Annotated in this window: 19 protein-coding genes and 1 pseudogene; 10 read left to right on the top strand and 10 right to left on the bottom strand. The window is 46.2% G+C overall.

The window, feature by feature from the left end; genetic code table 11:
- From QUA20_RS28510 to QUA20_RS28495, 4 genes are all read left to right on the top strand, one after another.
- Positions 1–548, top strand: a 548-nt coding sequence (locus QUA20_RS28510; protein ID WP_333193382.1) for a HEAT repeat domain-containing protein, incomplete at its 5' end; no start/stop codon positions are given.
- 252 nt (positions 549–800) lie between these two features.
- Positions 801–1544: a Uma2 family endonuclease gene (locus QUA20_RS28505; protein WP_333193381.1), complete on the top strand. Its 744-nt coding sequence runs from the start codon at positions 801–803 to the stop codon at positions 1542–1544.
- 249 nt (positions 1545–1793) lie between these two features.
- A complete protein-coding gene (gene leuS, locus QUA20_RS28500; RefSeq protein ID WP_333193379.1) occupies positions 1794–4352 on the top strand; it encodes a leucine--tRNA ligase in 2559 nt (852 codons plus the stop codon).
- A 71-nt stretch (positions 4353–4423) separates the two neighbouring features.
- The gene (locus QUA20_RS28495) at positions 4424–5311 is read left to right on the top strand and encodes an alpha/beta fold hydrolase (RefSeq protein ID WP_333193377.1); all 888 of its coding nucleotides are present in this window, start codon (positions 4424–4426) and stop codon (positions 5309–5311) included.
- A 16-nt stretch (positions 5312–5327) separates the two neighbouring features.
- Here the strand turns inward: QUA20_RS28495 and QUA20_RS28490 are convergent, their stop codons facing one another.
- The gene (locus QUA20_RS28490) at positions 5328–6128 is read right to left on the bottom strand and encodes an SAM-dependent chlorinase/fluorinase (RefSeq protein WP_333193374.1); all 801 of its coding nucleotides are present in this window, start codon (positions 6126–6128) and stop codon (positions 5328–5330) included.
- Between the two features lie 17 nt (positions 6129–6145).
- Here QUA20_RS28490 and QUA20_RS28485 point away from each other — a divergent pair, with 17 nt between their 5' ends.
- Entirely contained in the window at positions 6146–6994 is an 849-nt protein-coding gene (locus tag QUA20_RS28485; RefSeq protein ID WP_333193373.1) for a DUF3598 family protein, read from the top strand.
- A 145-nt stretch (positions 6995–7139) separates the two neighbouring features.
- Here QUA20_RS28485 and QUA20_RS28480 read toward each other — a convergent pair whose 3' ends face one another.
- From QUA20_RS28480 to QUA20_RS28470, 3 genes are all read right to left on the bottom strand, one after another.
- Positions 7140–7817: a GIY-YIG nuclease family protein gene (locus tag QUA20_RS28480; protein WP_333193371.1), complete on the bottom strand. Its 678-nt coding sequence runs from the start codon at positions 7815–7817 to the stop codon at positions 7140–7142.
- Positions 7818–7955: 138 nt separating this feature from the next.
- Positions 7956–8819, bottom strand: a complete 864-nt coding sequence (locus QUA20_RS28475; protein ID WP_333193369.1) for an aldo/keto reductase — start codon at positions 8817–8819, stop codon at positions 7956–7958.
- Positions 8820–9044: 225 nt separating this feature from the next.
- Positions 9045–9827, bottom strand: a complete 783-nt coding sequence (locus QUA20_RS28470; protein ID WP_333193367.1) for an ABC transporter permease — start codon at positions 9825–9827, stop codon at positions 9045–9047.
- A 462-nt stretch (positions 9828–10289) separates the two neighbouring features.
- Between QUA20_RS28470 and QUA20_RS28465 the strand changes: the two genes are divergently transcribed.
- Positions 10290–11363, top strand: a complete 1074-nt coding sequence (locus QUA20_RS28465) for a radical SAM protein (RefSeq protein ID WP_333193365.1) — start codon at positions 10290–10292, stop codon at positions 11361–11363.
- A gap of 217 nt (positions 11364–11580) precedes the next feature.
- Here the strand turns inward: QUA20_RS28465 and QUA20_RS28460 are convergent, their stop codons facing one another.
- The 4 genes from QUA20_RS28460 to QUA20_RS28445 all read right to left on the bottom strand — a co-directional run bounded on the left by QUA20_RS28460 (position 11581) and on the right by QUA20_RS28445 (position 17429).
- Entirely contained in the window at positions 11581–11829 is a 249-nt protein-coding gene (locus tag QUA20_RS28460; protein WP_333193363.1) for a hypothetical protein, read from the bottom strand.
- A 411-nt stretch (positions 11830–12240) separates the two neighbouring features.
- Positions 12241–12471: a hypothetical protein gene (locus QUA20_RS28455; protein ID WP_333193360.1), complete on the bottom strand. Its 231-nt coding sequence runs from the start codon at positions 12469–12471 to the stop codon at positions 12241–12243.
- Positions 12472–12526: 55 nt separating this feature from the next.
- Entirely contained in the window at positions 12527–14116 is a 1590-nt protein-coding gene (locus QUA20_RS28450; protein WP_333193359.1) for a glycoside hydrolase family 57 protein, read from the bottom strand.
- A gap of 103 nt (positions 14117–14219) precedes the next feature.
- Positions 14220–17429, bottom strand: coding sequence for an EAL domain-containing protein (locus tag QUA20_RS28445; RefSeq protein WP_333193357.1), 3210 nt, complete (start codon positions 17427–17429; stop codon positions 14220–14222).
- A 116-nt stretch (positions 17430–17545) separates the two neighbouring features.
- Between QUA20_RS28445 and QUA20_RS28440 the strand changes: the two genes are divergently transcribed.
- Positions 17546–17761, top strand: a complete 216-nt coding sequence (locus QUA20_RS28440; RefSeq protein ID WP_333193355.1) for a hypothetical protein — start codon at positions 17546–17548, stop codon at positions 17759–17761.
- A 154-nt stretch (positions 17762–17915) separates the two neighbouring features.
- On the opposite strand, the gene QUA20_RS28435 is transcribed toward QUA20_RS28440, so the two are convergent.
- Positions 17916–21194, bottom strand: coding sequence for a PAS domain S-box protein (locus tag QUA20_RS28435; protein ID WP_333193353.1), 3279 nt, complete (start codon positions 21192–21194; stop codon positions 17916–17918).
- A gap of 537 nt (positions 21195–21731) precedes the next feature.
- On the opposite strand from QUA20_RS28435, the gene gatB reads away from it, so the two are divergent.
- The 3 genes from gatB (at position 21732) to QUA20_RS28420 (ending at position 25146) form a co-directional block, all read left to right on the top strand.
- A complete protein-coding gene (gene gatB / locus QUA20_RS28430) occupies positions 21732–23234 on the top strand; it encodes an Asp-tRNA(Asn)/Glu-tRNA(Gln) amidotransferase subunit GatB (RefSeq protein ID WP_333193351.1) in 1503 nt (500 codons plus the stop codon).
- A 708-nt stretch (positions 23235–23942) separates the two neighbouring features.
- Positions 23943–24440 carry a helix-turn-helix domain-containing protein gene (locus QUA20_RS28425; RefSeq protein ID WP_333193349.1) on the top strand — a complete coding sequence of 166 codons (498 nt, stop codon included), beginning with the start codon at positions 23943–23945 and terminating at the stop codon, positions 24438–24440.
- A 22-nt stretch (positions 24441–24462) separates the two neighbouring features.
- Positions 24463–25146, top strand: a complete 684-nt coding sequence (locus QUA20_RS28420; protein WP_333193347.1) for a transposase — start codon at positions 24463–24465, stop codon at positions 25144–25146.
- Between the two features lie 253 nt (positions 25147–25399).
- On the opposite strand, the pseudogene QUA20_RS28415 reads toward QUA20_RS28420, so the two are convergent.
- Positions 25400–25811: pseudogene (locus QUA20_RS28415) on the bottom strand (ISAs1 family transposase); the annotation flags it as partial.
- Positions 25812–25875 lie beyond the last annotated feature (64 nt).

Below are 25875 nucleotides of genomic sequence, written 5' to 3'. Positions count from 1 at the left end.
GGGGGTGGAAAGATGACCCGGAAACCTTACCTATCCTCAAACAACGCGCTCAATCAGACGATGATTCGGATGTGCGACGTGCAGCAGTCCAAGAATTAGCAGGGGGGTGGAAAGATGACCCGGAAACCTTACCTATCCTCAAACAACGCGCTCAATCAGACGATGATTCGGATGTGCGACGTGCAGCAGTCCAAGAATTAGCAGGGGGGTGGAAAGATGACCCGGAAACCTTACCTATCCTCAAACAACGCGCTCAATCAGACGATAATTGGAATGTGCGAGGTGCAGCAGTCCAAGAATTAGCACGGGGGTGGAAAGATGAGCCTGGAATATTTGAATTATTGTGCGATGTTGGTATCAATCACCCCTTTGAGCGCGAGTATAATTGGGAACACAACCCCCGGCAAGCAGCTCTTAAAGCTATGATTGAGCTATATCCCGATCGCCCTGAAACTTTAGAACTTGTGCGCGATCGCGCTCAGAACGATTCTGACGAAACACTCCGCAAATTTGCCCAGAAAAAATTGGCAAAATTAGAACGCCAATGAGCGATATATTCGATCGCCGATCGCCATTTTTTCTAATTTTAGGAGTCGTTGGGTGGGGGCGGGTTTATGAGATTATTGGTTTTAAACATAGATAGTTGGTAAAACCCGCCCCTACAAAATTATCAATTACCAATGATAAATGGCGGGTTAAAAAATATTTATGTAGGGGCGGGTTTCACCAACAATAATTGCCTGAAACCCATAATCTCGTAAACCCGCCCCCACCCGATGAACTTCTCGGAGACAACAACTATGCAAGTCACAACCGAAGAAATTATTTATCCATGCAGCGACGGTCAACCTCTGGCAGATAGCACAATTCAATACAAATTAATTGTCACAATCAAAGAAGGTTGTGAGTCGCTGTTGAAAGATGACCCAAACGTGTTTATAGCCGCCGATTTACTGTGGTATCCGGTTGAGGGTAGAACAGATATTTCTCAAGCGCCCGATGTAATGGTGGTATTTGGGAGGCCAAAGGGCGATCGGCTTTCCTACATACAATTTCGTGAAGATAATATTCCTCCCCAAGTCGTGTTTGAGATTCGCTCTTTCCGCGACTGCCAAATAAAAATTAACAAGAAATTTTCATTTTACAATCGCTACGGAGTCGAGGAGTATTACCTTTATGATCCAGAAAAAAATGAGTTGACAGGTTGGCAAAGAATTGAAGGAATGTTAGAAGTAATTGAACCGATGGAGGGCTGGATAAGTCCAAGATTGGGAGTGCGGTTTGAGTTAGGATCGGAAGGGTTAGAAATTTATCGACCTGATGGACAAAAGTTTCTTTCCTATTCCGAATTAGATGAACAGCGAGAATTAGAGCGACGGCGTGCAGAACAAGAATTTCAGCGCACAGAAGGAGAATTCCAGCGGGCAGAAGGAGAATTTCAGCGCGCAGAAGAAGCTTCGCAGCGGGCAGAACAAGAAGCTCAAAAAGCCGAACGTTTAGCTGCCAAACTGCGCGAATTGAACATCGATCCAGATAGCATCTAAGCTAGAACTAGGAGAATAAACCCGGTTTGTCAAAGAAATCGGGTTTCTGGGGATTGCAGTTATTTACTTTTTTCAGGGCGAACCGGGATATTTGGTCGATCGCCCCCAGCTAAAATTACATATACTACAATATATAATACAGATATTCGAGCCAAAAGGCTTGGAGCTCAGAAAAATCCTAATCGAGGCCCCTTGAATGTGCCAAAATGTTCAAGCAAACATTAGTAAATCCTACACGGAGCAATTGTTGTGGATTCCAGATATAACCCCCAATCCATAGAAGAAAAATGGCAGCAGACATGGGCTGAGCAAAACTTAGACCAGATGCCAGAAGATACGGAAAAGCCTAAATTTTATGCCTTATCCATGTTCCCCTATCCGTCGGGAAACTTGCACATGGGCCACGTCCGCAACTACACAATCATCGATGTAATTGCCAGACTCAAGCGAATGCAAGGCTATCGGGTATTGAACCCGATGGGATGGGATGCTTTTGGTTTGCCCGCAGAAAATGCAGCCATCGAGCGAGGAATTCCCCCCGCACAATGGACTTATCAAAACATTGCCCAAATGAAAGGCTTATTTCAGCGTTTGGGCATTTCCTTTGATTGGACAAAAGAAGTTACAACTTGTTCTCCCGATTATTATCGGTGGACTCAATGGATTTTCTTGCAATTTTTAGAAGCAGGATTAGCTTATCAAAAAGAAGCCGCAGTTAATTGGGACCCCATAGACCAAACAGTCTTAGCAAACGAACAAGTAGATAACGAAGGTCGTTCCTGGCGTTCCGGTGCCAAAGTCGAGCGCAAATTATTGCGGCAGTGGTTCCTCAAAATTACCGATTATGCCGAACAGTTATTAAACGACTTAGACAAATTGCCCGATTGGCCTGAAAGAGTCAAATTAATGCAAGCCAACTGGATCGGCAAATCAGTCGGCGCTTACTTAGAATTTCCGATTGTCGGAATGGATGAAAAAATCGCCGTTTTCACCACACGTCCCGATACAGTTTACGGCGTCAGTTACCTTGTTTTAGCGCCGGAACATCCACTAACTCAGCGGGTGACAACCGCAGACAGAAAAGCCGCCGTAGAAACCTTCATCAAAGAAGTTGCACTGCAAAGCGAGATCGATCGCACAGCCGAAGACAAACCAAAGCGGGGCATCCCCACAGGCGGCAAAGCAATCAATCCTTTCAGCGGCGAAGAAATTCCCATTTGGATTGCCGATTATGTGCTGTACGAATACGGCACGGGCGCAGTCATGGGAGTACCCGCCCACGACACGCGAGATTTCAAATTTGCCAATCAATATCAACTGCCAATTAAAGTAGTAATTGTGGATGATGATGAAATGCCGTTGACGGAAGCTTACACCGAACCAGGAATTATGATTAATTCCCAAAGCTTCAACGGCATGGATTCAATTAAAGGCAAAGCAGCGATTATTCACCATGCCGAAGATGCAGGTTGTGGCAAAGCGCGAATCCAATACCGCTTGAGAGATTGGCTGATTTCTAGACAGCGTTATTGGGGCGCTCCGATTCCCGTAATTCACTGTCCTACCTGCGGCACAGTACCCGTAACCCAATCGGATTTGCCCGTATTATTGCCGGAAAATGTAGAATTTACTGGCAAAGGTTCGCCCTTGGCAAAGATGGAAGAATGGGTAAACGTTCCTTGTCCGAGTTGCGGCACTCCGGCGAAGCGGGAAACAGATACGATGGATACTTTTATCGATTCATCGTGGTATTTCTTGCGCTACCCCGATGCTCAAAATCAAGAGCAAGTCTTCGATAGGGCGAAGACAAATGATTGGATGCCCGTAGACCAATATGTGGGCGGCATCGAACACGCAATCTTGCACTTACTGTATTCGCGGTTCTTTACCAAGGTTTTGCGCGATCGGGGTTTGATCAATTGTGACGAACCATTTAAACGCCTGTTAACTCAAGGCATGGTACAAGCAATGGCCTATAAAAATCCTGTTACTGGCAAATACGTTCCCCCAGCAGATATAGACCCCGCAAATCCCAAAGATCCTCAAACTGGCGAAGCTTTGGAAGTCTTCTACGAGAAGATGTCCAAATCAAAATATAACGGCGTTGACCCCTTGGAAGTTATGGGCAAATATGGGGTAGATACGGCGCGGATGTTTATTTTATTCAAAGCGCCACCAGAGAAAGATTTGGAGTGGGACGACGCCGATGTGGAAGGGCAATTTCGCTTTTTAAATCGCGTTTGGCGCGTGGTTACAGAGTTTGCTGGACGAGTCCCTGCCACCCCCGCTCAAGGGGGAGAGAATGCTGAATTAAGTAAACCTGAGAAGGATTTGCGACGGGCGATTCACACTGCAATTAAGGCAGTGAGCGAAGATTTGGAGGGCGATTATCAGTTCAATACTGCTGTTTCTGAAATGATGAAACTCAGCAATGCCTTGAATGATGCTAAGTGTAAAGATTCGCCAATTTATGCAGAAGGAATTAACACTTTGATTCGCTTGTTAGCGCCTTTTGCGCCGCATATTGCTGATGAGTTGTGGCACAATACCGGTAACAGTGAATCGGTGCATACGCAAACTTGGCCGAGTGTCGATCCATCTGCATTAGTTACCGATGAAATTACGCTGGTAATTCAAGTTATGGGCAAAACTCGCGGCACAATTCAAGTGCCTTCTGGTGCTGATAAGGCTGCTTTGGAAAAGTTTGCTCGCGAGTCGGAATTGGCCAAGCGTCACCTTGAAGGTAAAGAGATTAAAAAGGTAATTGTAGTGCCTGGAAAGTTGGTTAATTTCGTGGTAGCGGGATAAAAATTAAAAACCTGGTTTATTCAAGAAACCGGGTTTTTAATACTTGCAGTTAAGAATTAGCCATGCCAAAAATGAGTAAGCTAAACAATGGTCAACAACGTTTTTTGAGAGGGCTATTGTGTTTAGGAAAACTTTGGGCGATCGCCTACCTTGCTTCCTGTATACTCTTGTTTATTCTGCAAACTCGTTTGATCTTTCAGCCAACACCTGCAATCGCCAAAACACCCGATGCTTTTCACATCGCTTACCAAGAAGTTTGGTTGCCAGTTAAGACTCGATCGCGCAAAATTGAAAAACTGCACGGTTGGTGGCTGCCCGCCGCAAATCGACAATCATTAGGAACTTTATTGTACCTGCACGGCAGGGGTTTGAACATCGGTGCGAATATCAATCAATCTTACCGCTTTCGGCAATTGGGTTTTTCGGTTTTGCTGATTGATTACCGGGGTTACGGCCGCAGTCAAGGCAGCTTTCCCAGCGAAGCTCGGGTATATGAAGATGCGGAAACAGCTTATAATTATTTAGTGAAACAGCGGCAATTGTCGCCCAGCGAAATCTTTTTGTACGGTCATTCAATGGGAGGTGCTGTTGCTGTGGAATTAGCGATCGCACATCCGGAAGCTGCGGGATTAATTGTTCAAAGTTCGTTCACTTCAATGCTTAATATGGTAGAACACTACAGTTTGATGCGGCTTTTTCCGGTGCGGCTGCTGCTGAGGCAAAATTTTGATTCTTTTGCTAAGGTTAAATTGTTGCGAATTCCGGTTTTGTTCGCCCACGGAACTGCTGACCCTTTGATTCCCGCTGCGATGAGTAAACAGTTGTATGCTGCTTCTCCTGAACCTAAGAAAATTTTACTTGTTGCTAATGCTAAGCACAATAATGGAGATGCTTTTTTTAACAGTAGCGAATACCGCCAAACTATTGTTGATTTTGCAGATACATTTAGAATGAGATGAATGCCGATTACGCTCTCTATCTGTAAATTATTTGTACTTTATCTCCAAATCCTAGCTGCAAGAGTGATTGAGCGCTGCCGCCATTAACGGCAATTTCTACCCAACCGTCAGAACCAGTTATGGCAATTAAATCGCCCGGTTCGCTGTCGCTGTAGGTTTTACCGCTGGGGATGCGAATTGCATCAGAACTATTGGTAATTGTCAATGACCAATTGTTACCTATAATGCAATTATTGGGGATATTAGTAATTAGGTTGCCGAAGCGATCGACATATTGAACACACCCTTCTATACCTGTGGCTGTAACGGCACAATTTGGTATCTCTAACTCGACTAAACTTGCAGGGTCGATTGCCTCCCCCAACTCTTCCAAAGCCACGCCGTTCGCCAAGTGAGCGCCTGCAGAAGCGAAAATATCGCGACCGTGAAAAGTGCTGCTGGGTTGAGGTGTGCGCCAGTATTGGGAATTCGTGAGTTCGACAGAGGCGATCGCACTTTCCCGACTCAACACCCCGCTAAACAACCCGTTATCGGGCCCCACAAGCCAGCAATTAGCACATTTAACCGCAACCCCGCGTCTCTTGCTTCCCACACCCGGATCGACGACCGCAATATGTACGGTTTCGGGGGGAAAATAAGCAAAAGCAGTCATCAAACAAAACCTCGCGGCCGCAATATTTTGAGATGGTATTTGGTGCGTAATGTCAATGACTTTTAACTGCGGGTTAATTTGGGCGATCGCACCTTTCATCACTCCCACATAAACATCGCTTAATCCAAAATCCGTAAGCAGAGTTATAATTCTATTTTTACACATATATCGAAAGGTAAAATATGGTATCACAATGGGAAAACTTTCTGCAAAACTTGGGAGAATGGCACGGTTCATTCACTAAGCTATCGCCGCGAGGAGAGGTACTTCAAGATACTCCTAGCATTATTTCTCTCGAAGGTTTAAATAACAACAAAACAGTGCGATTGAAACTCCGTCGCTTTTCCCCAAATCCTAGCGGTGTCGGCGAACCGGAAGTGAGCGAACTTGTGCGAGAATATCAAAGTTTAGGACGAGATATCCTGTTTTTTGAGAATGGAGCTTTTTGTCAGGGAACTATTCAACTAGCGCCTTATTGTGAGTGCGGTGCCGAGTTTGGTTTTATCTACAATTATCGCCGATTGCGCTTCGTTCAGCTCTACAATACCGACGGCAATTTATCAAACCTTACCTTAATTCGGGAAAAGCAGCCGGATAAAAATGTCCCCGAACGTCCGCCTTTAACTGTTGACGATTTGCTGGGAGAATGGCAGGGCGAGGCGGTGACAATTTATCCAGATTATCGTCATCCTGATTCCTATTCTACCAATTTACAATTGCATTGGGAAAGTGGCGATCGCCTAGTGAACAAAATCACTTTTGGCAGTAATGCTACTGTTATCACTTCTAGCGCCAGCATTGACGGTTCAGTTCTGCACTTTAACGAAGGTGCTTCCCCCGTGCAAGTTGTGCTCCTTCCTGACGGCAGTTCTTGCACTTTACCTGTCAAGATTGAATTGAGAAAACCTATATTTTTCGAGGCCGGTTGGTTGGTAGAACCTGACTTGCGATTTCGGATGATTCGCAGTTACAATGAGCGGGGTGAATGGGTAAGTTTGACTTTAATTAAAGAACGAAAAATTAGTCATTAATCCCGATCAGTTGTTGATGATTAAGATTGAGTCTTTTGGGCGGGTAAGAAGCCCACCCCACAATAAACTTGATGTATTGTGGAACGGGCATCTTGCCCGTTCTGAAAATAGTACAAGATATCAGCACTACAAACATTTGTCAGATTTAGGAACCGGATTTTGTTTCCTGGGTTTGCGATTGAATCACGGCACTCCAGTCATCATTGTTAACAGCAGCTTCCAAATCCTTAGCGCGTTCGCCGTCACTTTTGGCCGCTGTTTCTAACTCTTTGGTAAGAGTAGAATCTGCCATTGCTTTGCGCAATTTCAGCTTCTTTTCCTCATAAGCTTTTTGTTCTTCGGCAGACATTGCCGATCGCGCTGCTTGGCCTACCGTAGCCGCCCACATTTCGCTTTCAGCACCGTTTCCCGGGGGAATGCTTCCGAGTTCGGCTATCCACATATCGCGCAAACTTTCCATTTCTTCCCGCTTCGGGAATTTGAAAGTTTGCACGCGCAGGAAAGCACAATTTTCTGCGCCATTTTGGGCGATGTGACCGTTGATTGAAAGCAGGATATTTCTGGAATAACCGATAAACTGAGTGTGGCGGGAAGTGTCCATTACAGCATAAACCCCGGCGACTTTCGCGTTAGTTGCCAAATCGCGCCACGTATCGATCGACATTACTTGCGTGCCGTCATTTTCTAATTCAGAAATAGTCGCTGCTGCGCTGTGTTCTGAGTCGGAACTGTATAAAAAGTTGTGCAGTCCTTCATGGGCGACAGGTACGTTTTGATGTTCAATTGCTACGTCTCGATCGGCATTCACTTGATTAGCTTCCATTAAATTCAATTCCTCAAAAAATGTCAACTTTACTCATTAAATCCCACTTTCAAGGGCGGGTTTTCCAACCCACCCCACAATAAAGTTCTCGTGGAACAGGCAAGATGCCTGTTCTATTGTTTTTTTGCCCTTATATGCTTAACTTACGGCAATTTGTTGCAATTCCTCGTCAGTCAATTTAACTTCGAGCGCCTGCACAGAGTCCTCAACACTCGATACTTTTGTCGCACCGGGAATCGGAACTATGCAGGGCGATTGGGCTATCAACCAAGCTAATACTATACAGTAAACTGAAACGTTTTTTTCTTCTGCTAATTTGGCGATCGCGGGCATATCTTGCAAGCTGGTGACGCGGCGGCTTCCTCCCAAAGGGCTCCAGGGAAAAAATGTCAGTTTTTCGGTTTCGCAATATTCCAGCACGCCGTCTGATTCTGGCTGTCTGTGCCAAGGATTGTACTGATTCTGAACCGAGACAATTTCTACTGTATCGCGGGCGCGTTTGATCTGCTCTACAGAAAAGTTGGAAACTCCAATAAATCGAATCATTCCTGCTTCTACTGCTTCTTTTGCAGGTGCTAGGGCTGCTTCGATGGTATAAGCCGGATCTGGCGAGTGATATTGCCAAAGGTCGATCGGTTCCTTGCCCCCCAACGCTTCAAAACTTTCGCGAATTGTCTTGCGTAAATGATGGGGGTTGCCGTTGCGCGTCCAAGCACCTTGAGGCCGCATTAAGCCGCCTTTAGTGGCGACAGTAACGGCCCTAACATCTCCGCTGTACTCTTGCAAAGCTTTGGCAATCAAGTGCTCGTTGTGGTGTTTGTCGGATTCATCTTGGCAGTAGGAATCGGCGGTGTCAATTAGGGTGACACCCAAATCGAGGGCGCGGTGAATTACCGCAATTGATTGCGATTCTGGCGGCCGGCTGCTTAAGGACATTGGCATACCTCCAAGACCGATCGCGCTGATAGTAAAATTACTGTTTCCCAGTTGTTTCCTTTTCATTTATTTGCCCTCGTTTGCGTGGTTTATTTCCAGTTTACATTTCAAGGATAGGTTGAAGTTTTACATTTATTTAACTATCTAAGTAAATAGAAAACAATATTTTTTAGATAATCTCTTTTGCCTTTAAAATGTATATTTCAATTTCCTATTCCCCACGTGTCAAATCCTCTTCCTCTCAAACATAATAGACAATCTAGATGTGCAGCAGCTTACCTCCCTACTTAACTAGCTGGAAGCGCTGGTGTAAAAGCGGAGTGCAAATTGCCAGAAGTAGCGGGAAGCGCACAAAAGCCCGATCGCTAATATTCCAGCCCCTGCTATCCAAACTATATCACCTCTGCCCAGCATTGCTTCTGCCGGTACTGTGGTGAAGAAGGCGACGGGGACTACGAATGTGAAGAAAAATCGGTAAGCTACGGGATAAGCTGTCATTGGAAATCTACCGGCTTCTAACAATCCTCTGAGAACTTCCGTAACATTGTAAATTTTGACAAACCAAATACTCATAGCACCTAACATAAACCAGATGCTGTAAAGACTTACCATGCCAAATAACAGCGGTATTGCAGTTAGGAAATAGTTGCCGGTTTCTACTCCCAACTTGTTAGCAGCATACAGCAACAATACGGCGCCAAAGATGATATCGGGTATTCCCCAAGGGGAAACCGTGTTTGCAGACAGCCAGAATTGAGAACTAATTGGTTTCAGGAGGACGAAATCGAGGGTGCCTTGCTGCACTCGATCTACAATACGGCTGAGGTTGGGCGCGAGAAAGGTTGACGAAAACCCCTGCAAAACCGTAAAAATGCCGAGTACAACTAAAGCCTCTTCCCATTTCCAGCCCGAAAAAGTGTAGCCAGTACGATAGAACAAAAACAGCCCAAACAAGCTGCCAGTAAGATTTCCGAGGCTGCTGAGGGCCGCGAGGACAAAGTTAATTCGGTATTCTAGTTCCGCTGCGATCGCCGCACCCCAGAACAATTTCAGTACGTGCAAATATCGTCTCATGTTTATCGCCATTTTTTGCCGTGTAAATACTTAAATTTCCATATTGTAAAGGTTGTGTGAAATTAATTGCTGTACGGCTGCTCATTTCACTATAACAATAAATTATTTAGACCGCTTACTTAAGTAGTTTTACTGACCTCCAGTATGAAGTTATTTAACAAAATTTAAACAAAAACTACAATAATTATTAATTTAAGTCAATCTTAAGCCAAGATATTTTGGCAATTATTAATATTGATTCATGTTTTCACAAAAGCATGGTTTAATTCATTAGCAATACTAATATGTTACAACTTTTAATATTATAAATATTTGAAAAATATCTAGGCATACCCAAACGGAACACTTAGGATGGTGCATACGTACTCAAAAGGAATACGTCATCATAAGTACGTAATTATGCGTACAAAAGAGGGTTCAAGAAATTTACTTAACTAACAACACGTAAGGATAATTAAAGACATGGATGCTTTAACATTATCGAGACTGGGCGTCAAGCACACCAAGAGTGCAGTAGCCGAATCGCTGCGGATCAATACAGGATACGACGTGACAAGCCCAGTCACTTTTTACGGGATTGTCAACGAGCGCTGCAATGTTAAATGCCGCCAGTGCGAGTATTGGCGGCTCAAAGAATATAAAGACGAAATGACGATCGAAGAATGGCAAAATGCCCTCTTGAGCGTCAAAGAATTTGTGGGCGAATTTTCAATCAACTTTAGCGGCGGCGAACCTTATATTAAAAAAGGTTTTTTAGACTTGCTGGCCTTTGCGAATAAAAACGGTATCCACGCCGGCGTCACCACCAACGGTTATTGCATGACCAGGGAAAACGCAGCCAAAACTGTCGCTGCTCGTCCTTTTAATGTGAATATGTCAGTTGACGGGCCGAATGCAGAACTGCACGATTATTTGCGGGGTCAACCGGGATTGTTCGATCGGCTTTCTAAAGGAATCGCTTATCTGCGCGAAGAACAAGAAAAACAGAACGTCCTGTTTCCGATCAACGTCAAACCGACAATGAACCGGCTCAATTTCCGCCACCTCCCGGAAATAGTCACCTGGGCTCAGGGAATTGGGGCGACGACGGTCAACTTCCAACCGGTCAACCGCTGGACGCCAGAAACATACGAGGAATTGTGGATTGAAAAAGAAGACATGGAGGAATTTGCACAAGTAATCGAGCGCCTAATTGAAATGAAGAACAACGGTGCTCCGATTATGAACAGCGATGAAGTGTTGCGATTGATGATTCCTCACTTCGCGGAAGAAAAAGCTCCTGATTCAACTCGTCCTTGTCGCGTTGGGCTGCGCAATTACTGGATTGATACGCGCGGCGATGTGAAATTGTGCGATGAGTTCCCGGTGATTGGGAATGTCAAAGAGCAAAGCGCCCGCGCTATTTGGTACGGCGAAAAAGCTCAGGAAGTCCGCCGGGATACTTTGAATTGTGGCAAGCTTTGTCTGATTACCTGTGTCTCGCAAAAGACAATTTTGGACAAGGTAAAAATGGGTATGAAACTGTTGAAGAATTGAGGTTTGAGTAGTGTTAATATTGCTTGTGTTCATGGTAGCCGGGTTCGATTGCAAACCCGGTTTTTTTGTTTAATGAATTGTATTCCGGTTCGGTTTTGCTAAAGAACACGGCAATGCCGTTTCCCTACCAATACAATGTTTTGTATCAGTCGTAGGGTGAGTGAGGGTGAAAAATCATTGCACCGCAGCCCTTTACTATTGACTGTCACGCACCGCTTTACCTGGGCAATATTTTTCTTACCAGCGGCAGGATTGTGGGGGAGATTTTTCTCGCCAGCGGCAGGATACCCAATATCAGCAGGCCGAATATTAAAGCGAAAAGCAAACTCCCGATCGTCGTCGCGGTGAAGGGATGAAGCGGTAGAGAAAAATCGGGTTGCCATTTAATGGGTGTATCTTTGATTAGGGGATCGCTGGCTGAAAAGATTTGTCCGCCGCCGATCGCAGTTCCGACAAAAAAGATCATATTCTCAAGTTTGCCGCGCTTTTTCTCTTTGTTTTCGTTCGTTCTTCGAGTCGATTTCCATTTGTTCCCTCTCTTCCTGTTCCCGGTTCAATTCCACCTGTTAGATATCCACCATCTCGCAAATTGTGGATATTGTTGGCTGCAACAAATCTTGATTAGCAATCAGGTAGTTTAAGTATTTTTCAATTTGACTTTGATATTTGCGATCGCACAAACTCTAGAATTTCTGCAAAAACACCAGATTGTCGCTTTTAATTGACAAACATTTAATTTTAGCATAACTATAGACGAATTTTCGGCATTACATTAATATCAACAGTATTGCTGTCTTCTCGCAAATGGCGCAATTCCTTAGCATAATCGAATACTTGGCTGCTGATTTCAACTCATAATTTCTTTAACTTCGCGAGTTTAATTTCTCGATTTGGTTCCGCTTTTATTTGAGTGAACTCGGGCAGCTTTCTTTCTAATTCGCTGGCTATTTTCTGCCCTCGGTGCTCGACCTTCGAGGTCAAAAAGAGCGATCACCTCCGCGTTGAGAAAAAGACATAAAGTGCGCTCGACCTTTCCATCCCAAAATGCGATCGCCCTTCTCATTCCACTCATGTCGATCGCCCCATTACCTATAATTTTAATTAGCATCCTTTCCCCCCCTTAAGCAGGGCTGGGGGGGTGAGAGATGCGAGGGTAGCGAGGCTTAAAGCGATCGATAAACGCGATAATTAATCTCGGGGAAGATGTTATCTATCTCTTCTACCTTCTCCAACCAACCGGAATCGACTTTGCCTTCTTTGACTTCATCGTACAGTTTGTGAAAGCGCATTAAGTGCGATCGAGTCCGCCGCACTGCATAGGGCACCATCGTCCCTGTACGCATGATAAATGCCCAGTCAGAAGATTGAGCTAGCAGCACTTCCCGCGCCGCTTGGTTCAAAGCCCGCCACTGCAATTCATCCGCAGGTTCCATGCTTCCCAACTCAATCATCCGTTCCGCAGCTTTGTGCAAGTGCGGGTAAATCCAAGCATTGGTATCGTTCAGCCAATACTCGTGGAAACCCCGGAAACCCCAACTCGACTGAGACGGGCGGCACACTTGCTGAGTCGGATTTCCCCGCAAATAATCGGCTAAGTGCGTCATCTCGTAGGTATTTTGGTCGTACCAACTCTTGCGGAACAGGTAATCTAAGAACCAAGGCCCTTCGTACCACCAGTGACCGAAAAGTTCGGCGTCGTAAGGTGAAACAATAATCGGCGGACGCTGCATAATGCCGTTGAGGTGTTCGACTTGGCGTTCCCTGTTGAAAGCAAAGTTGCTGGCGTGTTCGGCTGCTTTTTCCCTTGCCCAGTAAGGATCGTACAACTGTTTATCGCCTAAACCCAATCCGCGACCGGTGATTTTGTGATATTTAATCCCGGTATTTTTCCGCTGGCCGTTGGGCATGATGTAGGGCTTAATGTAATCGTAGTCAGCTTCCCAGCCCAAATCTTTGTAGAATTCCCGGTATTCGGCCGCGCCTGGATAGCCGACTTCGGAAGACCAAACCTGCTGCGATGATTCGTGATCCCGACCGAAGGCTGCTACTCCGCATTCGGTGAAAATTGGGGCGTAGCTGCCGTAGCGGGGACGCGGGCGGGCGTAGAGGATGCCGTGGCCGTCTGTGAGAAAGTAGCGGAGGCCTGCGTCGGCTAACATCCGCTCTAAGCCCTCGTAGTAGGCGCATTCGGGCAGCCAAATGCCTTTTGGTCGGCGACCGAAGTTTTCTTCGTAGTTGTCGCAGGCTACTTGAATTTGCGCCCAAACTGCCTCGGGGTACATTTTCATCAGCGGTAAATAGCCGTGGGTGGCGCCGCAGGTGATGATTTCGAGGTTGTTGGTGTCTTGAAATTGTTTGAAGGCTTTTACTAAATCTCGATCGTACCTCTCCCAAAAGTTGCGAACTTGAGAGAAGTGGGAGGCGTAATGTTCTGCTAAATAGCGGAGGTGACCGTTTCCGCTGTTGTGTTCGATTTCTAGATCTGCTAATTCTTCAAGTTTAGCCAAGTGGTCGTCGAAGCGGTCTTGCAGCAAGGGGTCGCGCAGCATGGCCACCAAGGGCGGCGTCATGCTCATGGTAATTTTAAAGTCAATGCCGTCGCGCTTGAGCCCTTCAAAGACTTGCAGCAGGGGAATGTAAGTTTCCGCGATCGCCTCAAACAGCCATTCTTCTTCTAAAACGTAGTCGCTTTCGGGGTGGCGGACAAAAGGCAAGTGGGCGTGGAGAACGAGGGCGAGGTAGCCAATAGTCATAGTGATTTGGATGCCGTAGTTATTAACTGACGCCAGTTAGGGACAGCTTTAAAATATTTTAAGATTTTATGCTGAAATGGGACGCACAAAGTGCCGTGTTTTTTTAATTGCCTTTCTCTAACAAACTAAATGTCAGCAAATTCTGATTTTCTGCTTGCTGTCGGATTAGGGCTGCTGCTGTTTGAGAGTCTACTGGCTTTGAGAAAAAGTATCCCTGGGCGTACTCGCATTTTAATCCTTTGAGTATAGATAGTTGCGAGGCTTCTTCGACTCCTTCGGCTACTACATCCATGCCTAAATTGTGCGACAAAGTAACGATCGATCGCACAATTTCTGTGGGGTCAATGGCTCCTTTACCGAGGTCGAAATCACCTCCCATTCTGCTAACAAAAGAGCGGTCTATTTTTAAGGTATTGGTGGGGAAGCGGTGCAGGTAGGAGAGGGATGAATAACCGGTGCCGAAGTCGTCAATGCACAAGTGTATATTTCGGGATCTGAGCTGCACCAGCATTGCTGTTACTGATTCGGAATTTTCTATGAGTACGCTTTCGGTAATTTCTAGTTTTAAACTGCTGCCGTCGAGGTGACTTTCTGCGAGAACTTGGTCGATGTATTCGATTAAATCTGGCTGAGAAAACTGTTTGACTGAAAGGTTGACGCTGACGCTCAAAGGCGGGTTGCTTGGAAATAGCTGCTGCCACTGGCGGATTTGCTGGCAAGCTGTGCGCAGTACCCAGCGGCCGAGGGGTACGATCAAGCCGGTTTCCTCGGCGATTGTGATGAATTCGCCGGGGGAAACTAAGCCGCGTTCTGGATGCTGCCAGCGCACGAGGGCCTCAAAACAGGTAATTGTGCTGTTGGCGATCGACACGATTGGCTGGTAGTGAATGATAAACTGGGGCGCTGCGGATAAGGGAGGTAAGGCTGATTCGGGGGATGAGGGAAAGTCTTCTTCTCTGGCGGGGTCTCTAATTGATTCGATCGCCCGTCGCAGGTCGTTTTCTAGCTGCAACAGCCGCAAAGCGTGGGCGTGCATGGAACTGTTGAAAACTTCGTGTCGGGCTCGGCCGAGTTCTTTGGCGCGGTACATTGCTGTGTCGGCGTCGCGCAGCAGGGTTGTCGGTTCCAGGTATTCGCCAGAACTCAAAGCTATGCCGATGCTGGCGGTGATAAATACTTCGTGTCCGTCTAGAACGATGGGCGAGGTGATTTTCTTTTGCAGGCGGTTGACAATGGTGGTAGCTTCATTTAGGCCGTCGATGTCTTCGAGCAACAGCACGAACTCGTCTCCTCCGAGGCGGGCCACTGTATCTCCGGCCCTGAGACAAGCTTCCAAACGCCGCGCGATCGCGACTAGCAGTTGATCGCCGATGGCGTGGCCGAGGGAATCGTTGACTACTTTAAATCTATCTAAATCGAGAAACAGCACGGCAAACAAGTAGTCTTTGCGCCGTTTTGCCAACCTCAGAGCGTGTTCCAGCCGATCGGTAAATAGCGATCGGTTGGGCAATCCGGTGAGCGCGTCGTGAAAAGCGTCGTGCAGCAGTTGTTCCTCGGCGAGTTTGCGCTGAGTGATGTCGTGACAGTTAATCACGATTCCCTTGACTGCGGGATCGTAGAGCAAGTTGGTGGCTACAGCTTCTACATAACACCAAGAACCGTTGCGGTGGCGGACTCGGTACTCAACTGGGCACTGGCTTCTTTTGGGGTTTCTAATGGCTTTGTGGAGGGTTTCGGCGATCGCGGCGCAGTCGTCGGGGTGAACTATGTCTAAGGCGCTGCGCCCGATCGCCTTGTGGGGCGCGTATCCTAAAATTCGCTTGACAGAAGGGCTGATGTAGCGGAAGATTCCATCGCCGTCGAGAATGATCGTGATGTCTGTAGCGTTTTCAATCAGCGATCGAAATCGCTGTTCGCTTTGCCGCAGGGCTGATTCGGCTTCTTTGCGATCGCTGATGTCGAGAGCTACTCCGTCTACAATTATGTCGCCGTTTTCGTTCTTGGAAAATCTGGCGCTGTCTTGCACCCACTTGACCTCCCCAGATCTCAGAACGATCCGGTACTGGCGATCGCAGGGCCAAAGACTCGCTCTCGATGCTGCTACGCTGCTGTCACACGAGCTTTTGTCATCTGGATGGATGATTTCCGTCAAGAGTTCCGGGCGCTTCATTACTTCTTCGGCAGCGATCCCAGTAACTTCGCGCACGCCCGGACTGATGTAGGGCATAGACATTGTGCCGTCTGGATGAAGCACGGTGCGGTAAACTGAGCCGGGAATGTTGGCTGCCATTGTGGCTAGCTGCTGCTGGATGCCGCAGACTGCTGCTTCGGCGCGCTGGCGTTCTGCGAGTTCGGTTTGGGCTTGTTGGTAGAGTTCGGCTTGGTGGATCGCGATCGCGCACTGATCGGCTATGGCTTTGAGTAGCGACAGTTCTTCGGCGCTCCAAGAGCGCGCCCGATCGCACTGATAGAGAGCAATTCCTCCCAAAAATGACTGCTGGTAGAGCAGCGGCGCGATCGCGACGGCGCGAAACCCTACAAAATCTGCTGATGCTTGCAGGGACGGGCACAGGGTCGATAACTCGTCGAGGGCCAGGGTTTCCCCGGCCGCGAGCCCGGAGTGGTAGTGCTCGGCCAATTCGCAATTTAGCCCGACGAGCCGTTCTCTGTCGGCTGCTTTACTGATGTAGCGAACTCTGATGCCGCCTTCGGCATCTGGCTGCAAGATCGCGCAGGCGCTGATTTCGAGAGCTTCGTGCAGTTGATCTGCGGTGGTTTGGAGCACTTCGTCGAGTACAAGGGTGAAGCGCATGGCTTGGAGGATGCGGTTGACGATCGCTTCTCGCTGAGCTTGCCGCTGAATTTGGGCGATCGCTTCTTGCTGCTGGCGGCGCATTTTGTATTCTTGGAGCGATCGTTCTAAGACTGTTGGCAACCTAAACAGCCGCCCCTTTAATACGTAATCGGTCATTCCGGCTTTGATGCACTCAACTGCCGCTTCTTCTCCCAAACTTCCGGTTACTAAAATAAATGGTATGTGTTGCCCTAATTCCTGCATTAATTTCAACACTTCTAAACCGTTGAAGCCGGGGAGGCGGTAATCTGATAGTACAGCATCGTACTTGCAATTTTCGAGTAATTTTCTGCACTCTGTTGCTGTTTCGGCAGTGTCGCACTTAAATTTTACTCCCCCCGCATCTAAGGCGAGCATTATTAACTCGATATCTTCTGCCATGTCTTCGACAATCAACAATTTTAATGTTGATTCCGCTACCATTTTTAGTAGATAGTTGGTCGGAATTATATCTAACATAAGGTATTCGGAAGTTTTTAATTTGTTGTTTGTGTTGTTGCTAAATGTCATTGTTTAAATTTAGTTTTGTTAATTTTAACTCAAATTTTTTAGTTGTTTTTAGTAAAATTAATTATATGCTCTACTCTCCAGACCTTTATTTAGCACCCGGCGGGGCTGAGCGAACCGATTGGGGAGCCTCACAATGGGAGCATCTGACTTTTGCACCCAAGCTAGAAATTGGAGTTTTGAGGCAGGAGGCAGAAGGAAAGAGGAAGAAGGAAGGAGCCAGAAGAACTGTTTTCACAAATATGAGATGCTCCAATCCCAATTCTATAAAAAGCGTTTTTTAGGAGTGCGAGCATCTTGCACAGTCTAGAGTGTTCGCTGCGAGCTCTCACAGCGAACACTCCTGTGAAACCAAAATTCGGATGCTCTGACAGATTGTGACTTCTTTAAGTGTATAATAGTTTTAAATTTTGCATTTAAAACTCTAATAAAGTTAACTTACGAATCTATATTGGCGTTTGAGATTGTTTGCCCTAGTCTAAAATAAAACGTGGCTCCTTGACTAGGTACGCTTTCTGCCCAAATCGTGCCGCCGTGACGATGAATAATCCGCTGGACGATCGCCAAACCGATGCCCGTACCTTCAAATTCTCTCTGGGAGTGCAGCCTCTGAAAGGCTCCAAACAGCCGATCGGCATATTCCATCGGAAAACCCACACCGTTATCCTTGACAAAAATCGTTCCATCGGGTAAACCCTCAATAACTATTTTAGCCGGAGTGCGTCCGCGGCTGAACTTGACGGCGTTGCTAATCAAGTTGCTGAACACCTGTTGCAGCAAGGTTGGATCTCCCGTTACCGTCGGCAAGTTTCCGACGGTAAATTCAACGCTGTGGGGAGTTTGGGCCGGATCTCCGACACTGGGAGGTTTAGTCAATTTAATCGCAGTTTGTACCAAACGGGTCAGATCGATCGGAATGTGCATCAACTCGGTGCGAGCCACCCGCGACAAGGCGAGCAAACCGTCAATCAACAGGCTCATTTTTTGGCTGCTGTCTTCAATTATTTCGATATAGTGAACTATTTTACGATCGCTCAAAGCATCTGTTGATTCTAACCGCTGCTTTAAGGCATCCACAAAACCTGAAATGTGTCGCAAAGGTGCGCGCAAGTCGTGGGAAACTGAGTAAGAAAAAGATTCTAATTCTTGATTGGCAGCTTCTAATTGCTCTGTGCGTTCTGACAAAGCTTGTTTTGTCTCTACCAACTCAGTGACATCGCGAGCAGTGCCAATTAAAGCATAAACCTCGCCGTTGAGATTTCTCATCGGAATTTTAAACGTGTCGAAGTAAGCATTGCCACCCGGTATCACCACAAATTTTTCCTGGTAGTGCAGAGTTTTGCCGGATTCAAATACCTGCAAATTTTCCCGGCAAAATCGTTCTGCGATCTCGCTGGGATAGCACTCAAAAATAGTTTTGCCCTGCATCTGCTGCCTGCTGTCGAGTCCGGAAAATTCGACAAGGGGATGGTTGACAAAAGAGAAGCGCATATTGTCCCGTTCTACAACATAAATGCAGTCCGGTAAAGTATCAAAAAAAGTCTCTAATTCTGCGGTACGCTGCGCGACTTGAGCTTCTAAAGTTTCGTTGAGTTCTTTGAGTTCAGCTTCTACTCGTTTGCGTTCGGTGATATCTTGACCAATGCTGATACACCTGCCGTCGGAAAGGCGAACATTTGCCCAAGAAGTATCGATTATTCGCCCGTCTCTAACTTGTGTTTTGAAGTCGCTCCAGTTCTGATTGGCTGCTTGGATTTCATCCAAAACGTATTGACGGTATTCTGACTGCGGATAAAATTCGGCAAAGATATCGCGGTCTTTAATTTCTGCCAAACTCCAGCCGAGCACTTGTTCCCAGTGGCGGTTTACCCAGTTTATTTGACCGTTTTTGTCTAATAACGCCAGCATGATCGGCACGTTGTCGAAGATAGTTTGCAGCAGTTCTTTTTGCTGTTTTAATGATTCTTCGGCTTGTTTGCGATCGCTGATGTCGAGTACGGAACCGATAATTTGCCTCATTTGTCCGTCTGGGGTTCTTTTGAAGATTGTAGACCGAGCGTGTACCCAGCGCCATTCCCCATTTTTGTGTTTTATTCTGTAGTCTATGTCATCGGTTTCATAGGGATTGCTGCTGTGTTTGAGCCGCTCCATACCTGTAATTAACTTTAACAGATCCTCGGAATGAACTAAGTTAGCGATAGCATCTGTACCGAAATTTTGCCATTCTTTGGCAGTGTAGCCGAGTATGGCTGTGACAGATTCATTTGCATAAACAGTTTTGTTTTCTACTGCATCGTAAATGTAGAGAAAGTTCGGGATAGTTGTCAAAATGCTCTCTAAAAGTTGTTGATGTTGTTGCAGTTCCGATTTTGCTTGTTTGCGATCGCTTAAGTCCAGCACGAAACTGACGCCTAACTGCTTTGTTCCTTCTAAAAATGAGCTGCCCAGCATCACCGGAACGCGACTACCATCGGAGCGTATAAATTCTTTTTCAAAGGGAACAACCGTATTTCTAGCCTTCAGTTCGGCAACTTTTTCTGTATCTAAACCCACGTATTCTGGTGGTGTCATTTCTTGCCAGTTAATTCTTCCTGAAAGCAGATCGTCCCGCGTATAGTTTACCGAGTTTAAAAACGCGGCATTCGCATCTGTAATGCTGCCGTTAAGGTTCCAAAAAATTAGGCCGATCATGTTAGAATCAACTACAACTCTAAATTTTGATTCGCTTTGCCGCAACTGGGATTCGACTTGTTTTAGCTCTGTGATGTCGCGGGCGATCGATAAAACAGTTTTTACTGAATTGTCTTCAGCAAACTCGGGAATGACTCGACAGTGGTAATGTTTTATGCCCTCGGAAGTGGGAATCTCAAATTCTATGGTTTCTTGTTGGCCGGTGCCAAAAACTTTCAGCAAAGTCTCGTCCCACAGGTCGCACAAGTGGGGTGGCATTCCTGATTGTCTGTTGCTTTTGCCAATCAATTCTGCGGGGGTTTTTCCGGTTGCTGATTCTACTGCGTGGTTGATGTAAAGGTGGCGGAATTCTCGATCGAACCGGGCGATGATATCAGGCGCATTTTCGGCTAGGGCGCTGAAAGCTTGTTCGCGCTGGTGCAGTTCTTCTTGAGTGCGGTGGTATTCGGTTAAGTCTCTGGCAAAAGAGAGAATTGAAACTACGGTTCCCGATTCATCGATTAGTGCAGAATTGTACCATTCGCAGTAAATTACCGAGCCATCTTTGGTATGGTTGCGGTTGTGGCTAATGTTGCGCGGTTCCCTGCCCTGTAACAGTTGATTTGTGACGGCGCACACTTGCTCGAAGTCTTCTTGATGAACTATTGACCATTCGTGCCAGTCTTTGCCGATTACTTCTGCTGCACTCCAGCCAAAAATTTGTTCTGCCATTGGCGACCACCGCACTATCCGAAATTTCCTGTCCCACTCTATAACTGCCATTGGCGAGTTTTGTAGGTGCAATTCCAGCCGCGAGTTGGTTTGTTTTATCTTACTTTGAAGTTGCTGGCGGAGTTGCTTAGCCTCGGCAAAGCGGGCCGTAATTTCCTGTGTGTTTGCTGAGCCGGCGTTGGCAATGCGAGCAATGGTTTCTGCTGTTTGTTTTTCGAGTTCGTTCCAAGCTAGTTCGAGAGCTGATTCCGCCTGCTCTAGCTCAGTGATGCTGTTCTGAAACAGTTTGGCACTTTCAACTGGAATTTCAGGCATATTTTTGACACTTAGGCAAGTGTTACTTTTACAATTCAAAATAAAAGTTTAAAAATTAAAAATATGTAATTGTTATGTCAAATTATACATTTTTAATTTTTAATTTGTGCCCAAAGCCGATCGTTGTCGGCGGGCGGTGCTATTAAAGACTGCCACTAAAAGGGTCTGGCGTGCAGATCGGCAATTGTGGTCGATAGATCTAAAACTTTCCTAGGCAAGGGTGTGGGCGGGAGCTGGCGCTAAATATATTTTTGCACAGGGTTGTTGTTTGGAGGCGATCGAACGGATATCGGCGTGGCTCAGGGCGTGGGTCGATCGCGAATTTGTAGCAGGGCGTTATGTGTGCCGATTCCGATTGGTCTCAACTTAACCTGCTTTCCCAAAGTGTGGCAGGGGGTGAAACCCCCTGCCGCACTGCGGGTTTGACGTGCTTGTTGAGACAAATGAAACCGCCCCTAGCTACAAATAATCTCCAATCGGTTTGGTAAATAAAAAGCTAAAATAAAATCTAAAGTTATTCAGTCTTTTAAGTCGCTTATGACTGCTGCTGCACCCTCTTCGATAAAAAACCAAACTCAGTACGAAGCCATTATCGGTCTCGAAACTCATTGTCAATTGAGTACGAATACTAAAATTTTCTCCAGTTCTTCTACAGAATTTGGCAATGCCCCAAATACTAACATTGACCCAATTTGTATGGGAATGCCTGGAGTGTTGCCAGTATTAAATCAAAAAGTGCTCGAGTATGCCGTGAAAGCAGGGCTGGCTCTCAACTGCTCCATCGCACCTTACAGTAAGTTTGACCGCAAGCAATATTTCTATCCCGATTTGCCGAAAAATTATCAAATTTCTCAGTTCGATTTGCCGATCGCTACTAACGGTTGGCTAGAAATTGAACTGGTGGACGAGACGGGAAATTCTACTAGAAAAAAAATCGGTATCACTCGCCTGCACATGGAGGAAGATGCCGGAAAATTGGTTCACGGCGGCAGCGATCGGCTGAGCGGTTCTACTTATTCAATGGTGGATTACAACCGCGCCGGTGTGCCTCTAATCGAAATTGTTTCGGAACCGGATTTGCGATCGGGCGCGGAAGCTGCCGAATACGGTCAAGAATTGCGCCGGATCGTGCGCTACATCGGTGTTGGCGACGGAAATATGCAGGAAGGGTCGCTCCGGTGCGACGTGAATATTTCGGTGCGCCCCGTTGGCAGAAAAGAGTTCGGCACTAAGGTGGAAATTAAAAATATGAACTCTTTTAATGCGATCGAACGGGCGATCGATTACGAGATCGAGCGGCAAATTCAAGCTGTGGAGAATGGCGAAACCATCGTCCAAGAAACGCGGCTTTGGGATGAAAACAGGCAGTGTACTTTCAGTATGCGGATTAAGGAAGGTGCGAGCGATTACCGGTATTTCCCCGAACCGGATTTGCCTCCGATCGAAGTTTCGGCCGAGCAATTGCAGGATTGGAAAGCTCAACTGCCGGAATTGCCGGCCCAAAAGCGCCATCGCTACGAAACCGAGCTCGCTCTTTCTCCCTACGACGCGCGGGTGCTGACTGACGACAAAGCGGTGGCGGAGTATTTTGAAAAATCGATCGCCGCCGGTGCTGTGCCCAAACAAGCTGCCAATTGGGTGATGGGCGATATTACTGCTTATCTGAAAAATGAAAAGCTGGCGATCGCAGAAATTCCTTTCCAACCGCAGGATTTAGCCGAACTGCTGGCGCTAATTGATGCCGGCACGATCAGCGGCAAAATCGCTAAGGATATTTTGCCCGAGTTGCTCGCTAACGGTGGTTCTCCTCAGAAGTTCGTAGAAAGCAAGGGTTTGATTCAAATTTCGGATACTGGGGCGATCGATCGGGCGATCGATGCCGTGTTGGCGGCCAATCCCAAGGAGCTCGAACAGTACCGAGCGGGCAAAACTAAGCTGCTGGGCTTTTTTGTCGGCAAGGTGATGAAGGAAACGGGCGGCCGCGCCGATCCCAAATTGACCAATGAGCTGCTCGTGGCGAAGCTTAACGGCCCAGGCTAAGCGATCCTTAAGGGGGTCTTGTAGCGGATACAGCGGCGCGCGATCGGTTTTCCTCGATCCCGCCGCCCTCTCGCCTTTGGCGCTGTATGATAACTTTATAATTTAATCTACATTTCTTTACCTGATTTTTACATTTAGGGGTTTCACCCCTCATCCCGCTTGTGTTATATTGTGTTATGTAGATGCACCCTGATGGCAGAGAGAGTTACTTAGGTAGCTCTCTCTTTTTTTGTCTTTTTTTTTCTCGGGCACGGGTGTAAAAATAAGGATGCGGGATCGCAAGAAGGACACGTCCCTAACAGGTGTAAGTTTGTTTACAACGGATGAAGTCGCCTTCCGGGGCGAACATCAAGGTTAGAGTCGATAGAGACGTTTCCACCTCTACCTCTATTAGAGATCTCCAATAATTTCCAACCTATTTCGCTAAAGCACTTCCGACACCAATAGATGAGTTAAAGGCACTTGGCAAAACTCAGCTAGAAATATTTTTGGCAAGTTACACCCCAATATTCGACAAGTCAGTATGTGAAACTATCAACTTTCTGCTGTCAGGTGATGAGTTTAATAAATATAAATTGCGGACACATCTGCAAGACAATTACAGGATTAGCCCTAGTACAGTACGGCGGAAATAAACAGACCATATTCGTGGGAAAATAAATAGTCGGCTTAAAAACCGTTTCGGCGAACGTATCAAGGAATCACGGTGTGCCTAAGTTAACTCCTAAAACATTAAATTTAAGCGATGACGAGCGAACTCAACTTCAAAAGTTGAGCGACAGACACAACACGCCACAACAGATAGCCTTACGAGCGAGAATAATTCTCATGGCATCTGATAGCCAAAACCATCGTGAAATTGCCCGAAGTTTAGATATCAATAGGCAAATGGCCCGTTTATGGCGAAATCGATGGCTGGAGACCGACGGCAAGGACTTATCGATTTTGCAAAGATTACAATATCAAGAGCGTGTGGGTGCACCAGTAAAATTTAGTATGGAACAAATAATCGAGTTGTTTGCACTGGCGTGTTCGTCACCAGAAGATTACGGCAGGCCAATAAGTCACTGGACATCTAGAACACTGGCAGATGAAATCATGAAACAAGGCATTATTGAAAGCATATCTGTCCGCCATGTGGGAAGATTACTAGAAGAAGCAGAAGTTAAACCCCACCAGACTCGCTACTGGTTAACCCCCCCCTGAAGACGCAGAATTTGACGCAAAAGTGGAAGATATTACTGGTTTATACATGAGTGCGATTGAGCGTCATCTTCAGGGGGAACGCACAATATCCATTGATGAGATGACAGGTATTCAAGCGAGTGAGCGCTTACAAAAAGACTTGCCAATGCGACCAGGCAAAGTCGCAAGAAGGGAATTTGAGTACATTCGTCACGGCACACAAAGCTTAATTGCTAGCTTCGATGTTGCCACGGGTCAAATTATCGAGCCGACTTGTGGAGATACCAGAACAGAAGTTGATTTTGCTCTTCATATTCGTCGAACGATTGAAACTGACCCTGATGCCCAAAAATGGCATTTGATTATGGATTGCCTGAACACTCATCAGTCTGAGTCCCTGGTTCGTTTGGTTGCAGAAACAGAAGGTTTGGATATTGACTTGGGTATTAAGGGGAAAAGTGGCATCCTTAAATCAATGAAATCTCGCACTACTTTTTTGAATGACCCCGCACACCGAATTGTTTTCCATTACACACCGAAACATTCTTCATGGCTCAATCAAATTGAGATTTGGTTCAGTATTTTGGTTCGCCAGTTACTAAGAAGAGCAAGTTTCGTCAGTGCCGATGATTTGAAAAATCGAATCCTGAATTTTATCGACTACTTTAATCACACAATGGCTAAACCTTTTAAGTGGACATATAAGGGCAAAGTTTTGGCTATTTAATGGTCGGCTTATTTTCGCCGTGCTGTACTAGAAACGCCAATAGGGTCATATCAGCAGCTAAGGACGCTGTTGACAGTGGCACGTCAGGTCGGATTTTACACATTAAAACCTTAGAAAGCAAACCCAAATCTTGTACATATTAGCTGAACAAAGCCGAAAGTCAACTGAAAAAGGCTCGAAAATTTTATGCGGTAAAAAGTTTGCTTAGTAGTAAAAAGGTTGCAGTTGCGTGTTCAGGGTAAGAGCATCTTAATCAGGCTTGACACAAGCATTTGAGAATCTGCATCATATAGTCATCATTCATCGCAGCTCGTTTCTTTTTTTGTCGCACACTACGCTCCTTGAGTCGTTTCTTGATTGATGGCATTAAGTGCCATTCGTCTTAGAAGAGCCAAGTTCTGAGGGCTGTTTAACGACCGAATGCGACATTGGTCTTCATTAAAAGTGACATCTAAAGTCCAATGAACTTGGTTTTCAATACCCCAATGTTGACGAATTACACGACCATTAAGCTGAGCATCCACTGGTAAAGAACTTAGGTAAAACTGTACCTCTTGAGTCGTTTTGTTCCAAAGATGACGGACTCGTTCTACAAAAACAATCGTCTGAATATCTGTCCATTGTTCTTGTTTATAAAGCCCTCCTAATGCCGCCAGGGTAAACGCATCTAAATTAAGTTGACAAAAAATCATATTTGTGCCTGAGCTAGTATCTGAGAAAACCATTCTT

It is taken from the genome of Microcoleus sp. Pol7_A1 (genome assembly GCF_036701085.1).
In the GTDB taxonomy this organism is placed as follows: domain Bacteria; phylum Cyanobacteriota; class Cyanobacteriia; order Cyanobacteriales; family Microcoleaceae; genus Microcoleus; species Microcoleus asticus.
This window is presented reverse-complemented; position numbering and strand designations above follow the sequence as displayed.

Excerpts from the sequence above, each read along its gene's own strand:
- QUA20_RS28490 (WP_333193374.1), bottom strand. The coding sequence starts at position 6,128 with ATGTGTAAAAATAGAATTATAACTCTGCTTACGGATTTTGGATTAAGC.
- QUA20_RS28475 (WP_333193369.1), bottom strand. The coding sequence starts at position 8,819 with ATGAAAAGGAAACAACTGGGAAACAGTAATTTTACTATCAGCGCGATC.
- QUA20_RS28505 (WP_333193381.1), top strand. The coding sequence starts at position 801 with ATGCAAGTCACAACCGAAGAAATTATTTATCCATGCAGCGACGGTCAA.
- gatB (WP_333193351.1), top strand. The coding sequence starts at position 21,732 with ATGACTGCTGCTGCACCCTCTTCGATAAAAAACCAAACTCAGTACGAA.
- QUA20_RS28450 (WP_333193359.1), bottom strand. The coding sequence starts at position 14,116 with ATGACTATTGGCTACCTCGCCCTCGTTCTCCACGCCCACTTGCCTTTT.
- QUA20_RS28440 (WP_333193355.1), top strand. The coding sequence starts at position 17,546 with ATGCTCTACTCTCCAGACCTTTATTTAGCACCCGGCGGGGCTGAGCGA.
- QUA20_RS28495 (WP_333193377.1), top strand. The coding sequence starts at position 4,424 with ATGAGTAAGCTAAACAATGGTCAACAACGTTTTTTGAGAGGGCTATTG.
- QUA20_RS28460 (WP_333193363.1), bottom strand. The coding sequence starts at position 11,829 with ATGATCTTTTTTGTCGGAACTGCGATCGGCGGCGGACAAATCTTTTCA.
- QUA20_RS28435 (WP_333193353.1), bottom strand. The coding sequence starts at position 21,194 with ATGCCTGAAATTCCAGTTGAAAGTGCCAAACTGTTTCAGAACAGCATC.
- QUA20_RS28470 (WP_333193367.1), bottom strand. The coding sequence starts at position 9,827 with ATGAGACGATATTTGCACGTACTGAAATTGTTCTGGGGTGCGGCGATC.
- QUA20_RS28485 (WP_333193373.1), top strand. The coding sequence starts at position 6,146 with ATGGTATCACAATGGGAAAACTTTCTGCAAAACTTGGGAGAATGGCAC.
- QUA20_RS28455 (WP_333193360.1), bottom strand. The coding sequence starts at position 12,471 with ATGCTAATTAAAATTATAGGTAATGGGGCGATCGACATGAGTGGAATG.
- QUA20_RS28445 (WP_333193357.1), bottom strand. The coding sequence starts at position 17,429 with ATGTTAGATATAATTCCGACCAACTATCTACTAAAAATGGTAGCGGAA.
- QUA20_RS28480 (WP_333193371.1), bottom strand. The coding sequence starts at position 7,817 with ATGGAAGCTAATCAAGTGAATGCCGATCGAGACGTAGCAATTGAACAT.
- QUA20_RS28465 (WP_333193365.1), top strand. The coding sequence starts at position 10,290 with ATGGATGCTTTAACATTATCGAGACTGGGCGTCAAGCACACCAAGAGT.